This window comes from Pseudoalteromonas sp. NZS11, from assembly GCF_015864765.1.
GTDB classification, from domain to species: Bacteria; Pseudomonadota; Gammaproteobacteria; order Enterobacterales; family Alteromonadaceae; genus Pseudoalteromonas; species Pseudoalteromonas arctica.
Map to the genome: position 1 here is coordinate 79,603 of NZ_JADYWP010000002.1, position 12,876 is coordinate 92,478.

Sequence of the window (12,876 nt, forward strand, 5' to 3'; positions counted from 1 at the left end):
TAGGAAAGTTATGAAACCGTTATCTATTATTTTTGCCTCGTTAATTACCACCGTTGCGCTTATTACTTACGCCGCAGAACAAAGCGAGCCTGAGCAAAAAGAGCAGCAAGTTGAAGCTCAAGCAAACGTTGAAAAACCAAAAGTTGAAGATGAGCAATCAGTAACTCAAGTCAAAGCTGACGACAAAGTAAATACGCTTGAATACAAAGCACCTGAGCTTAAAAAGCCAACAATTGATGCGACTAAACCAGACGATTCAAAGGTATTGGGTAACGAGCAGATTAAACCTACTGAAAAGCCTAAAAATAAAATAGAAAAAGCAGTGGCTGTAGCCGAAGCTGAAAAAGCAGTTACGCAAGCAAAAGAAGCGCTGACAGTTAAGCAACAAACTAAAGCTAAGCAATCGCGCGAATCACTTGCGGTAGTAGAGCAGTTAGTTAAAGCGTATAACGCGCGTAACATTGAAGAGTTTCTGCGGGTATATGCCGAAGATGTTGAGTTTTATATTTTCCCTAATGAGCTATTATTTAAAGGTAAAGAAAAACTAATAGAACGTTATGGGCTAATGTTTAAAAAGTTAAAGTGTATTCACTCATCACCCATTAAGCGCATAGTGCACGGTGATATAGTGATTGATCACGAACTATCAGAAACCTGCTCAACTGACGAAAAGGTAGTTGATAAACGCTCAGAACTGATTTCGAGTTACCAAATTAAAGATGGAAAAATAGTACGCGTACTGTTTTTTAGATAAAGGCTTTATATGCAAATAAATGACGACAAAAAAATTCGCTTAATGTATCGCATTGAGCCCGGTTGCCTTGGCCCTAAGGGTGCTGAGCATGTTGAAGATTTTTGTCGTTTTGCAAATAAACATATTAAGTCACCATTTTATGGCCAATTTGTATTTTTACCTCGTTACGATAAAGCCATAGACGAGCGACAATATAGCGTTAACAGCCGTAATTTATCACTTGCTCAGGCTCGAGCTTACTTAAAGCACTTTGATATTAATATTGAAGAATTTGAAGAACAACTCGACGAGCTCCTCACTAAAGCGATTGATTTATACTTTAAGCGATAGCGTTTAATTGCTGTTGCTTAGGTATTCTCCCCCTTCCACAATGCGTTTTTATTTATTTTAATTATTATTAAAAGTATAAGTAATTTCTTTCACAAAGATAAAGTAATCAGTAATAACTGAGAAAAACCAGATCGGCCAATATGTATCACTTACTTTAAAAGCGCAGCGCCTCTTAACCTCTTTGTGAATTAATTAGCTCTTTAAAAGCTTTTATTTGCACAATGAGAAGTAAAAGAGGAGTAAATGAGAAAAGCCAAAAACAGTATTTTTATGTTTTATCACTACTCTAAAAGCGCAGCGCCTCTTAACCTCTTTGTGAATTAATTAGCTCTTTAAAAGCTTTTATTTGCACAATGAGAAGTAAAAGAGGAGTAAATGAGAAAAGCTAAAAACAAAAACCAGTATATTTATGTTTTATCATTACTCTAAAAGCGCAGCGCCTCTTAACCTCTTTGTGGATTAATTAGCTAAATATTTTAAAAGCCCTAAAAACAAAAAAGCGGTGTTAATTTTAACACCGCTTAATGCGAAATATATTTAGCTGTGTGCTTTAGTAAGCTTGGTTACAACATAGGTTTTATAACATCAAACACAGCTTCTATATGGTCGTCTCTGTCGTTTAGTGCTGCTATGTAACGGTATTTTTCGCCGCCTGCGTTTTCGAATATTTCACGATTTTCGCCTTCTAGCTCTTCAAGTGTTTCTAGGCAGTCGGCGCTAAAAGCAGGGCTGATAATAGCTACATCGGTAATACCCTCATCAGGCAGGGCTTCAAGGGTTGCATCGGTATATGGCTTTAACCACTCGGCTTTACCAAATCGACTTTGAAAAGTACTAATTACTTTGTCTTTATCAAGACCTAGTTTTTCTACAACTAAGCGCGTGGTTTGTAAACATAGGCAATGGTACGGATCGCCGCGCTCTAAGAAGAGTTTAGGCATACCGTGATACGAAAAAACAATTTTTTGTGGCATACCATTCGCTTCTAAATCCTCACTAATACTATTAGCAAGGGATTCAATGTAACGGGTGTTTTTGTGATAGCCATTAACAAAATGCAGCTCTGGCACCCAGCGCCATTTACGCAGTACGCTCGATACGGCATCAAAGGTTGAGCCTGTAGTTGGGCTAGAATATTGCGGATACATTGGCAGTATAATAATACGCGTTAAGCCTTTATCTCGTAGCTCTTCAAGGCCTGCCTCTATTGAAGGATTGCCATAACGCATAGCCATTACCACTTCAGTATTTGTATACCCTTGCTGTTTTAATAAGGTATTTAGCTTTACGCTTTGTTGGCGAGTGATGTGAGTAAGCGGTGAACCATTTTCGGTCCATATACTTTCGTATAATTTAGCCGAACGCTTAGGGCGCACACGTAAAATAATGCCATGTAATATTATCATCCATACTAGGCGTGGTATTTCTACAATGCGTGGATCTGATAAAAACTCACGTAAGTATATACGAAGCGCAGCAGCTGTTGGTGCATCAGGGCTACCTAGGTTAGTAAGCAGTATTCCCGTTTTTTGGTTAAAACGCCCATCATGGGGATTGTCAGTAACCGCAGAAAATCGCGACACAGAGTGCTCCTTCAAGCAAATTCAATAATGTATTTTATGCACATTGTAACGAAAAAAACTGCCGTTTAGATCAATCATTTAGCAGTTTTAACCATAATTCTAAATGGGGCTGGTTTTTTAGATTCTAGTTGCTGCAGTTTTTCTATTGATTTACGGCTAAATACATGACCTTTAGGCAGCAACATTATACCCGAATGGCTGTGCAGAGCATGGCCGAGTATCATTTGCTCTTTGAGTTCATGGGCATTACAAATTAGTACTGATCCTGCTGAACTTTTTTGTTCGTGTAGTTTTGCATGGCTTGCTTCAAGCGCACGAACTATTTTAGGGTGGTAAAACGAACCACTATAAAGTTTTACACTTTCGAGTGCGTCCTCATGGCGTTGCTTTTCATCGCTTGCATTACTTTGTTCAAACGCATCCCAGTAATCGCGCGCTAACCCTAATACCATAGCCCCTATCGGTATGTCGTTTCCAGCAAGGCCTTTGGGCATTCCATTTCCGTTAAAACGTTCAAACTGATAATAAATAGCATCCGACAAATCGTGTAAATGTATTGCTGGCATTAGCATTAATTGTGCAGTACTTGGGTGAGTATAAAAGGTCTTACGCTGTTGCTCATTTAACCGATTTAACGGTTTTTTATAAAGTTCAGGGTCCATAGCAAGCAAACCTATTTGTGCTAAATAACCAGCCATTGGGGCAAGATCAATGCTTTTTTGCGACAGGTTTAGGTAAAGCGCTATTTGTGTGCAGGTATTTGCAATATTTTGTGCTTTGTTGCCATCAAGGTAAGGATTCGCGTTAACAAAATTATATAGCAGCTCAACGGTCGATTTGTGCTCTTGTTTTTCGCGTTCGTTGGCGTCTTCAAGCTTTTTTAAAACTTGTTTGATTTGTAAGGTACGTTTTTCTACTCGTTGCTCTAACGTGTTGTTTAGCTCAAGTAGTTCTTGGTTTTGTGCCTTAACTTGTGTTTCTAATTTTTTGTTTTGCTTTTTTAGCGCAAATTTTTCTAGGCTATCTTTAATGCTTCGAAGTAATAAGTCGTTTTGCCATGGTTTTTGAATATAACCATTTATTTGCCCTTGGTTAACAGCCGCTAGGGTTGTTTGTATATCGGCGTAACCGGTTAATAAAATGCGTTGAGTGTCGGGTGCCAGCGCACGCGCTTTTTCTAAAAACTCGGCACCGTTCATTACTGGCATCCGCATGTCACTAATAATTAAACCAAATTCATGATTTTTAAAAAGTGTTAATGCGTTTTGCGGATTATCGCAAACAATAACCGTTAAGCCATTTACTTCAAGTAGTCGTGTTAACGTGCGTAGTACTATTTCGTCATCATCAATACAAAGTACATCAACCTGATTCATTGGTGTGTTTGGTGTTACTTGAGTCATTGCGCCGCCTTTAAATTACTTCTGGCTAAATAATAGCTTAAAAAAACATCCGTGACCTGTTTATGCTTACCTTTTGTATAGAGTAGAAGTCACTTAATGTGGTTATTATCTATAAGTAGATAAATGCTCACACTAAAGTTGCAAATTTACATGTAGACGACTAAACGTTAAGTATAAAGTTATCTATATGGATGAAAGGAATGAATGGATCAGATGGTAATTTTGAACGTGCTTTTTTAAACGAACAAAAGCTGCGCTTGGCCGCAGAACAATTACTTAAAGATAAAAGCACCGTTTTAGTTGCCATAAATAATGAATTACAAAAAAAAGTAGCCGATTTAGAACACCAGCAAATGCTGTTTGTGCAAACCGAAAAAATGGCAACCTTAGGAACGCTTTGTGCAGGCGTAGCCCATGAAATAAATACCCCGCTTGCCTATGCAATGAGTAATATAGAAAGCTTACAAAATTCTACCCCTTTGCTCATCACGTTGCTAAAGCTTAACGAGCAATACTTAAACAACGAAATTAAAGAGAGCCGTTTTAAACACGAAATCGACATACTCAACTTACAGTATCCGTATGCGTGGCTTTATAACAATTTGCAGGGACAAGTTAACGACAGCGTTGAAGGACTCAAACGAATAAAACAAATTGTGCATGACTTATTAAACTTTGCCCACCCCTCCTCCTCGCAAGATAAGCAACTAACCGATGTAACAACGGGTGCTAATAATGCTTTAAGGTTATTAAGTAACAAACTCAAACTATGCGAGATAAAAACGCGGTTTGAACCACTACCACTTATTTGGTGCAATTTATCATCAATTAATCAAATTTTTGTAAATCTCTTAATGAATGCTTGGCAAGCATGCGAGCTTGATTTAGAAAAAGGCTGCATTATTGAGGTGAATATTTTTGAACTAGACACAAATATCTGTATTGAGGTAAAAGATAATGGCTGTGGAATGAGTGAAGACACAATAGCGCATATGTTTGACCCTTTTTATACAACAAAAGAAGTTGGAGAAGGTACCGGTATGGGTATGACACTTGTATACGCTATGGTGAGCGATCATGGCGGAAAAATAGAAGTTAACAGCACATTAGGGACAGGTACGACCATCCGCTGCCTATTACCTTTAAAAGTATAAACAAACGAGCAAAACCACAATGTAAATAAAAAGTTAATAGATCTTTTTTTGAAGTTTAATGCCCTTGCAGCATGTATTTTAATCGATTAAAGGTGGTTTTTTCTTATCTTGAAATTTATTTGCATACTTAGACCAAATATTTAGTTTTTTTCATTTCTTTTTGTTTGCATATGTTGCTAGGATGTTTGCAACAGGTTATGAGCATCATAACCACACACATATTATAAGAACACAAAAAAACAGGGTCGTCACTATGCCAACATACCGTTTAAACACACTTGCTGTAGCCGTTGCTTTCGCGTTTAGCGCACCAAGCATTGTTAACGCAGAAGAAGCACCAGTGCAAGCTGCTAAAAACATTGAGCAAATATCTGTATTAGGATCGCGTGTATCTAACCGTACTTCTACTGAGTCTTCTTCTCCTATTGATTTAATTGACGCAGATGATTTAACCAAAGGTGGTTTTACCGAGCTTGGCCAAAGCCTGCAAGCGACAGCGCCTTCATTTAATTTTTCGCGTACACAAGTATCTGACGGTTCTGATTTATTTAGACCCGCCACACTTCGTGGCTTACAGCCAGATCAAACTCTTGTATTAGTAAATGGTAAACGTCGCCATAACCAATCAATTTTTGGCCTTAACGGTACAGTAGGCGCAGGCGCTGCGGGTACTGATATGAATGCGATTCCGCTAACGGCCCTTAAAGGCGTTGAAGTATTACGCGATGGCGCAGCGGCGCAATACGGCTCTGATGCTATTGCAGGCGTAATTAACTTATCTCTTAATAACTCAACCGGTATTACAACGGGTTTTGTACAATACGGCGGCACAAGTGAAGGTGACGGCGACACTATTTCAGCAGGTTTAAACCGTGGTTTTGAATTAGGTAACGAAGGCGGCTTTATTAACCTATCGCTTGAGTACCGTGATGCCGATGGCACTAACCGCGCCGAGCGTGATACGGGGGGGTCGCTTAATGTTGAACCAGGTACGTTAAGTGAAGACGTACGCTGGGGCCAAGGTAACTCAGAAAGTGAATTTACGTCGTTATTTTACAACATGGCATTACCAATGGGCGACGGCGAGCTTTACTCGTTTGGTGGCTACTCTGAGCGCACGGCGCTGGGTAATGGTTTTTACCGTAACTTTAACGAAGCGTCTAAAAACGTAACTCAAGTATATAGCGATGGTTTTTTACCGCGCATATATAACGAAGCACAAGATATTTCAGTCGCGCTTGGTTTTAAAGGCGATATAAACACAGATTGGAATTACGATGTATCGGCCGTTTATGGTGAAAACCAATACGACTTTACATCACGTAATACATTAAACGCTTCTTACGCGGCTGAGTATTTATTTAACAACCCAAGTGCAAGCGATGCCGATATTGCAGCAAATTCAGGCCCTAGTGGCGGTTACTCAGGTGGTTTTAGATTTGATCAAACAACGGTTAACCTTGATGTAAACGGTATTGTAGATATTGGCCGTGGTGAACCTTTATATGTAACAGTAGGCGCTGAATACCGTAAAGAAAACTACGAAATAGTACCTGGCGATGAAGCATCATACGCCTGTGGACTAGCAAATATGGATACCTCGTACCCATCAGTAAATGATCCAGACCAATTTGCACAGTGTGGTTTTCAGGCTTATAACGGCCTACGCCCTGAAGCGGCTAACGATAGTGACCGTAACAGCTACGCAGTTTATGTAGACGTAGAAACTATGATCACCGATGCATGGAACGTCAGTGGTGCGCTACGTTATGAAGATTTCTCAGATGCTGGGGATGATTTAATTGGTAAATTAGCAACACGTTATGAATTTTCAGATGACTTTGCCGTACGTGGTGCGGTATCTACTGGTTTTAGAGCACCATCACTTCAACAAAGTGGTTATACAGCCTTTACAACTAACTTAGGCTCAGACGGCACATTAACGCAGTCGTTCACTGCAAACACCGGTACAGCCTTCCCAAGTGCGTTAGGCGTAGATAGCTTAGAGCTTGAAACTTCAACAAACTACAGTGCTGGTTTTGTTTACGATGTAACAAGCGAGCTTTCGCTAACGGTTGATTTCTACCGCGTAGAAATTGAAGACCGTATTACACTTGGCAGCTTACTTACGGCTGACGACGTATCGTTTAGCGGTGATGCAGTTGCAGCGCTACAAGCAACAGGCGCAGTGCAAGCTAACTACTTCTCAAACTCAGTTGATTCTACTACGCAAGGTGTTGATATTATTGCATCGTACCGCACTGAAGTTGAAGGCGGCAATTTAGGAGTAACCTTTGCAGGTAACCTAAACGATACTAAAATTGACGGCGTAAATGCTGAAGACGGTATTCCTGAAGCGGTTGCTTTTGATGATTTACAACGTAGCTTTTTTACCGACGGACAACCTAGTGAACGTGCAACGCTTACGTTTGACTACGAACGCGATGCCTACACATCAACCATTCGCTTTAACTACTTTGGCGAAACAGACGTAAAATACTTTGGTAATGACCATATTTCATTACCAGGTGAGCTTTCGCCTACCGGTTCATTTAAACCAACAAGTACGGTTGAATCTGCTGTGTTAGTTGATTTAAATGTTAGTTACCAAATTAACGACATGTTTGCGCTTTCGGTGGGTGCCGATAACGTATTTGACGAAACGCCAGACGAGCTAGGCGACGACGAAGTACTTAACTTCATCACCAACGGTGCATTTAAATACCCTGTACGCGCATTGCCATACGGCTTTGACGGCAGAACGTACTATGCAAAAGTAAGCTTTGAATTTTAATTATTTGAGCTAAACCTTGTTACTAAGCGCAGTTATTTACTGCGCTTTTTTTATGCGTTTTTATTATTAAAAAAGTACCTGTTGGGCATTAAAAATACTTGCGCGGTTGAAAATTCAGCCTACAATCGCCATCTCTTAAATAGGCTAATATAAAAGCCTCTTTATTATTTAACTTAAAATAACCATTGGCTGATAGGAAATATATGACTAAAAAATCTAAAGCAAAAACCGCAAACACCAGCGCGGTAGATACAGGGCGAGGCGTTATAAACCACAATGCACTAGCGGCGATGGTCACCTCTAAATTATTTAAACCACAAGTGGTTAAAGCTAAAAAAGGCAAAGGCTCGTTTAAACGCAGCAACAAGCATTCAGGACAAGAGTCCTATTTAATCGCGGCTTAAATAGCACCGATCAAATAGGGCTTTTGAATATAGTAAGCGAGGTTTTATACCTCGCTTTTACTTTTAAAGCATACAAGCCACGTTACATAAGCGCGAAATAAATTCGCACCTACGGGTTTGGTGTTTGCACGATGTAGGTGAGGTTTTATACCTCGCTTTCACTTTTAGAGCATTAAAGCCATGTTACATGAGCGCGAAATAAATTCGCACCTACGGGTTTGGTGTTTGCACGATGTAGGTGAGGTTTTATACCTCACTTTCACTTTTAGAGCATTAAAGCCATGTTACATGAGCGCGAAATAAATTCGCACCTACGGGTTCGGTGTTGATGTAGGTGAGGTTTTATACTTCGCTTTCACTTTTAGAGCATTTAAGCCACGTTACATGAGCGCGAAATAAATTCGCACCTACGGGTTTGGTGTTTGCAAGATGTAGGTGAGGTTTTATACCTCGCTTTTACTTTTAAAGCATTTAAGCCACGTTACATAAGCGCGAAGTAAATTCGCACCTACGGGTTTGGTGTTTGCACGATGTAGGTGAGGTTTTATACCTCGCGTTCACTTTTAGAGCATTTAAGCCATGTTACATAAGCGCGAAGTAAATTCGCACCTACGGGTTTGGTGTTTGCACGATGTAGGTGAGGTTTTATACCTCGCTTTCACTTTTAGAGCATTTAAGCCACGTTACATTAGCGCGAAATAAATTCGCACCTACGGGTTTGGTGTTTGCACAATATAGGTGAGATTTTATACCTCGCTTTTACTTTTAAAGTATTAAAGCTAAATTACATAAGCGCGAAATAAATTCGCAGCTACGGGTTTGCTGTTTGCACGATGTAGGTGAGGTTTTATACCTCGCTTTCACTTTTAGAGCATTAAAGCCACGTTACACGAGCGCGAAGTAAATTCGCACCTACAAGTTTGTAGAGCACGGTGGTTTAAACTGCTGTGCTGAATTTTTAACTGTTTGTGATGGGTTTTCACCAAATAGTTGCGTGTAATCTTTAGCAAATTGTCCCGCATGCCAAAATCCCCAGTTGGCTGCGATTACTGAAATTGGCTTATCTTGGTTTAATTTTTTTAGTTCCCGCCTTACATTATTTAAGCGTGTTAAACGTAAAAACCGCAAAGGGTTAATTCCTAAAATACTCTCAAAGCTATATTGAAGTGTGCGCCTACTTACAAAAGCAAGCTCGCACAGCTCGGTTATGGTTATTGGGTTTTGTGGATTTGTGGCCACGTAATCTTTTACTTTATCTACTACGGCTTTTCGATGTTTATAACTTGGCGCAATATTTTGTTGTGGATTATCTGCCTGTAATAAGTGTAGTGCCAACATGTTTAGCATATCTTGTTGCGATTCGGTTTTAAGTCCAAAGCCCTTGCCTACAACCATGCTATTAATTATTTGCCTTGCCGTTTGTAATGATGAGTTGCTCACCGATAAGCGAGCTGATTGTGCAGATGACAGGTTTTTCAATGTTACGCCTTGTAGCTGCGCCATATATTCAATTGAATTCCAATCGATTACCAAACCATAAATATTAAATTGCTCAGGGGTTATCAGCTCAAAGTCATTATCACTTGTACGGCACATAAATTGATTACTTGCCACACTTAGACCATTAATCTTACTTTGCTGCGACTGACAAGGAATGCCAAGCCAAACAGAATTGGGGGCGATGTTACATTGCTGACGAAGCGCTCGCTCGGTGTATTCTTTAAACACATGAATATTGGCGTAATCTGTTTCTTCAATAAAACCATAAAAGCTGCCGTCGCTCATTTGATCGTACTTTTGTTGCCATTGAGTAAGGCTATGCGCTTGCTCGTCTATATCGTGTGTTTGCACCTTGCTCTTTAGTGGTGCGTTGTAGCTACTTTGCTGCGCCATATAGGGGATGCTCTTTTTCGTTACACTTTTATTATGGTTAAGTTAACACCGCTTTGCGTATGTAACCAATTGAATTGGATTAATAAATAATCTTTTGCCGAAATTCGATAGTTACTTGGTACAAAATAAGCTGTCTTGTAACTATTGAAAATTGATTTATAGCTAAAGATGCAGCAAAACCTATACCAAGGTTTATCATATTAGTTATGTGGAGTAAATCATGGGGCAAGCGTACAGTTACACTTTAGGTACACACACTTATAAATTCAAGAACTTAGCCCAGTTAATGGCTAAAGCAACGCCGCAACGTTCGGGTGATCGCTTAGCGGGCGTCATTGCACAATCAGCACAAGAACGTGCTGTGGCACAAATGACATTGGCCGATGTACCTCTTAAAACATTTTTAAATGAGGTACTTATTCCCTACGAAGATGACGAAATTACACGCTTAATTATTGACGAGCACGATGCCAATGCCTTTATGGCTATTGCACATTTAACTGTAGGCGATTTTCGTAATTGGCTTTTAAGCGACTTTGCAACACCCGCTGTACTTGCAAGTATAAGGCAAGGTATTACGCCCGAAATGGCTGCTGCTGTTAGCAAAATAATGCGCAATCAAGATCTCATATTAATTGCTAAAAAGTGCCATGTTACAAGTGCTTTTAGAAACACTATTGGCCTCCCTGGGCATTTATCTACACGTTTACAACCAAATCATCCAACTGACGATATTAACGGTATTGCTGCATGCATGCTTGATGGGCTGCTATACGGTAATGGCGATGCCGTAATAGGTATAAACCCAGCAACCGACAACGTTGCCCAGGCCATTAAATTAATGACATTAATGGATGATGTTATTCAAAAATACGCCATACCGACGCAAAGCTGTGTGCTTACACATGTTACTAACACTATTGAATGTATAGAAGCTGGCGCACCGGTTGATTTGGTATTTCAGTCGATTGGCGGCACGGAGGCTACTAACTCAAGTTTTGGTTTTAATTTAAATACCTTAGCTGAAGCGCAAGATGCCGCTTTGAGTTTAAAGCGCGGCACTGTTGGCAATAATGTGATGTATTTTGAAACTGGGCAAGGCAGTTCGCTTTCAGCAAATGCGCATCATGGGCTTGATCAGCAAACGTGTGAAGCTCGCGCTTATGCAGTTGCTCGTAAGTTTGATCCGTTACTGGTTAATACCGTGGTGGGGTTTATTGGCCCTGAATATTTGTTTGATGGTAAAGAAATTACCCGAGCAGGACTTGAGGATCACTTTTGCGCTAAGTTACTAGGCATACCGATGGGGTGCGACGTGTGTTACACCAATCATGCAGAGGCCGATCAAAACGATATGGATAATTTGCTAACGCTATTAGGTGTTGCAGGTTGCTCGTTTGTAATGGGAATACCTGGCTCTGACGATATTATGCTTAACTACCAAACTACGTCGTTTCATGATGCATTATATGTGCGTCGAGTTCTTGGCTCTAGACCCGCCCCTGAGTTTGAAGCATGGCTAAGCAAAATGAAAATTATGCAAAGCACTACCGATATGACACTTTCAGATACCTTACCTCCCGCTTTTGCAAAACCTCTGGGTGCAATTGCTGGAGGTGGCTCATGAAATCACGTTCAAAACCGACCACTCCATTAGATAACTCAGTAAATGAGCATAAAAATAACGGTAATGTAGTGCACAACCCTTGGAGTGATTTACGGCGTTTTACCGACGCCCGTATTGGGCTTGGTCGCGCTGGTATAAGTTTGCCAACCTCTGAAATGCTGGCTTTTCAGCTATCTCATGCACAAGCGCGCGATGCGGTGAGTTTTCCGCTTGATATTAACGAAATGACTGAGCAACTAGGCAGTATTAGCGTATTAAAAGAGGTTGCCCCTCCCCTGCATTTACACAGCCAAGCCGTTGACAGAGTTACTTACCTTCAGCGACCCGATTTAGGCCGCAAACTTGATGAAAATGGTAGGCAAATACTTCTCAGCTATATGAATAAACAAAAGCACACTACGCAGGCTAAATACGATTTAGCGATTGTAGTGGTTGATGGACTCTCTTCGTTGGCGGTACAAAAAAATGCATACCCATTTATAACAGAGCTATTAACGCATCTTACAACAGACAAGCAATTTAAAATTGCTCCCATTACTTTGGTTGAGCAAGGGCGAGTAGCGATTGGAGATGATATAGGTGAGCTGCTAAATGCGCAGGTGGTTATGGTGTTAATAGGAGAGCGCCCAGGACTTAGTTCGCCAGATAGCCTTGGCTTGTATTTAACATGGGAGCCCAAAACAGGACTTAACGATGCATGTCGTAATTGCATATCGAATATTCGCCCTGCAGGCCTACCTTATACAGAAGCGGCGAGACGCGCACTGTACTTATTACGTGAAGCTAAAAAACTGAAACTAACTGGGGTTAATTTAAAAGACCGCACACAAGATGATGTAATTGAGCATCAGGTTTCAACCACTAACTTTTTAATTGCTGAGTAATTTTAATTAAAAACACATGAAATAAAAAAATAAAAACTAAACATCAACGG

The 12,876-nt window shown here is 40.2% G+C and carries 10 protein-coding genes; 7 read left to right on the forward strand and 3 right to left on the reverse strand.

Annotated features, from left to right (window positions below; genetic code table 11):
• Nucleotides 1-10: 10 nt before the first annotated feature.
• Together I6E82_RS04135 and I6E82_RS04140 are read left to right on the forward strand one after the other, a co-directional pair.
• Nucleotides 11-754, forward strand: coding sequence for a nuclear transport factor 2 family protein (locus I6E82_RS04135; RefSeq protein WP_165728790.1), 744 nt, complete (start codon nucleotides 11-13; stop codon nucleotides 752-754).
• Between the two features lie 9 nt (nucleotides 755-763).
• The gene (locus tag I6E82_RS04140) at nucleotides 764-1,084 is read left to right on the forward strand and encodes a hypothetical protein (RefSeq protein WP_024608461.1); all 321 of its coding nucleotides are present in this window, start codon (nucleotides 764-766) and stop codon (nucleotides 1,082-1,084) included.
• Nucleotides 1,085-1,647: 563 nt separating this feature from the next.
• On the opposite strand, the gene hemH is transcribed toward I6E82_RS04140, so the two are convergent.
• Both hemH and I6E82_RS04150 read right to left on the reverse strand, forming a co-directional pair.
• Entirely contained in the window at nucleotides 1,648-2,667 is a 1,020-nt protein-coding gene (gene hemH / locus I6E82_RS04145) for a ferrochelatase (protein ID WP_197116873.1), read from the reverse strand.
• A gap of 74 nt (nucleotides 2,668-2,741) precedes the next feature.
• Nucleotides 2,742-4,070, reverse strand: coding sequence for an HD domain-containing phosphohydrolase (locus tag I6E82_RS04150; protein ID WP_024591139.1), 1,329 nt, complete (start codon nucleotides 4,068-4,070; stop codon nucleotides 2,742-2,744).
• A 200-nt stretch (nucleotides 4,071-4,270) separates the two neighbouring features.
• Between I6E82_RS04150 and I6E82_RS04155 the strand changes: the two genes are divergently transcribed.
• From I6E82_RS04155 to arfA, 3 genes are all read left to right on the forward strand, one after another.
• On the forward strand, nucleotides 4,271-5,224 hold the full coding sequence (locus I6E82_RS04155; protein ID WP_197116874.1) for a sensor histidine kinase: 954 nt from the start codon (nucleotides 4,271-4,273) through the stop codon (nucleotides 5,222-5,224).
• A gap of 253 nt (nucleotides 5,225-5,477) precedes the next feature.
• A complete protein-coding gene (locus I6E82_RS04160; protein ID WP_197116875.1) occupies nucleotides 5,478-8,018 on the forward strand; it encodes a TonB-dependent receptor plug domain-containing protein in 2,541 nt (846 codons plus the stop codon).
• 203 nt (nucleotides 8,019-8,221) lie between these two features.
• A complete protein-coding gene (gene arfA / locus I6E82_RS04165) occupies nucleotides 8,222-8,422 on the forward strand; it encodes a ribosome alternative rescue factor ArfA (RefSeq protein ID WP_007583517.1) in 201 nt (66 codons plus the stop codon).
• Nucleotides 8,423-9,334: 912 nt separating this feature from the next.
• On the opposite strand, the gene I6E82_RS04170 is transcribed toward arfA, so the two are convergent.
• Nucleotides 9,335-10,315, reverse strand: a complete 981-nt coding sequence (locus tag I6E82_RS04170) for a helix-turn-helix domain-containing protein (protein ID WP_121954138.1) — start codon at nucleotides 10,313-10,315, stop codon at nucleotides 9,335-9,337.
• Between the two features lie 220 nt (nucleotides 10,316-10,535).
• On the opposite strand from I6E82_RS04170, the gene I6E82_RS04175 reads away from it, so the two are divergent.
• Together I6E82_RS04175 and eutC are read left to right on the forward strand one after the other, a co-directional pair.
• Nucleotides 10,536-11,942 carry an ethanolamine ammonia-lyase subunit EutB gene (locus tag I6E82_RS04175; RefSeq protein ID WP_197116876.1) on the forward strand — a complete coding sequence of 469 codons (1,407 nt, stop codon included), beginning with the start codon at nucleotides 10,536-10,538 and terminating at the stop codon, nucleotides 11,940-11,942.
• Nucleotides 11,939-12,826: an ethanolamine ammonia-lyase subunit EutC gene (eutC, locus tag I6E82_RS04180; RefSeq protein WP_197116877.1), complete on the forward strand. Its 888-nt coding sequence runs from the start codon at nucleotides 11,939-11,941 to the stop codon at nucleotides 12,824-12,826. The genes I6E82_RS04175 and eutC overlap by 4 nt, the downstream gene beginning before the upstream one ends.
• Nucleotides 12,827-12,876 lie beyond the last annotated feature (50 nt).

Excerpts from the sequence above, each read along its gene's own strand:
- I6E82_RS04150 (WP_024591139.1), bottom strand. The coding sequence starts at position 4,070 with ATGACTCAAGTAACACCAAACACACCAATGAATCAGGTTGATGTACTT.
- I6E82_RS04170 (WP_121954138.1), bottom strand. The coding sequence starts at position 10,315 with ATGGCGCAGCAAAGTAGCTACAACGCACCACTAAAGAGCAAGGTGCAA.
- I6E82_RS04140 (WP_024608461.1), top strand. The coding sequence starts at position 764 with ATGCAAATAAATGACGACAAAAAAATTCGCTTAATGTATCGCATTGAG.
- I6E82_RS04135 (WP_165728790.1), top strand. The coding sequence starts at position 11 with ATGAAACCGTTATCTATTATTTTTGCCTCGTTAATTACCACCGTTGCG.
- arfA (WP_007583517.1), top strand. The coding sequence starts at position 8,222 with ATGACTAAAAAATCTAAAGCAAAAACCGCAAACACCAGCGCGGTAGAT.
- I6E82_RS04160 (WP_197116875.1), top strand. The coding sequence starts at position 5,478 with ATGCCAACATACCGTTTAAACACACTTGCTGTAGCCGTTGCTTTCGCG.
- I6E82_RS04175 (WP_197116876.1), top strand. The coding sequence starts at position 10,536 with ATGGGGCAAGCGTACAGTTACACTTTAGGTACACACACTTATAAATTC.
- eutC (WP_197116877.1), top strand. The coding sequence starts at position 11,939 with ATGAAATCACGTTCAAAACCGACCACTCCATTAGATAACTCAGTAAAT.
- I6E82_RS04155 (WP_197116874.1), top strand. The coding sequence starts at position 4,271 with ATGAATGGATCAGATGGTAATTTTGAACGTGCTTTTTTAAACGAACAA.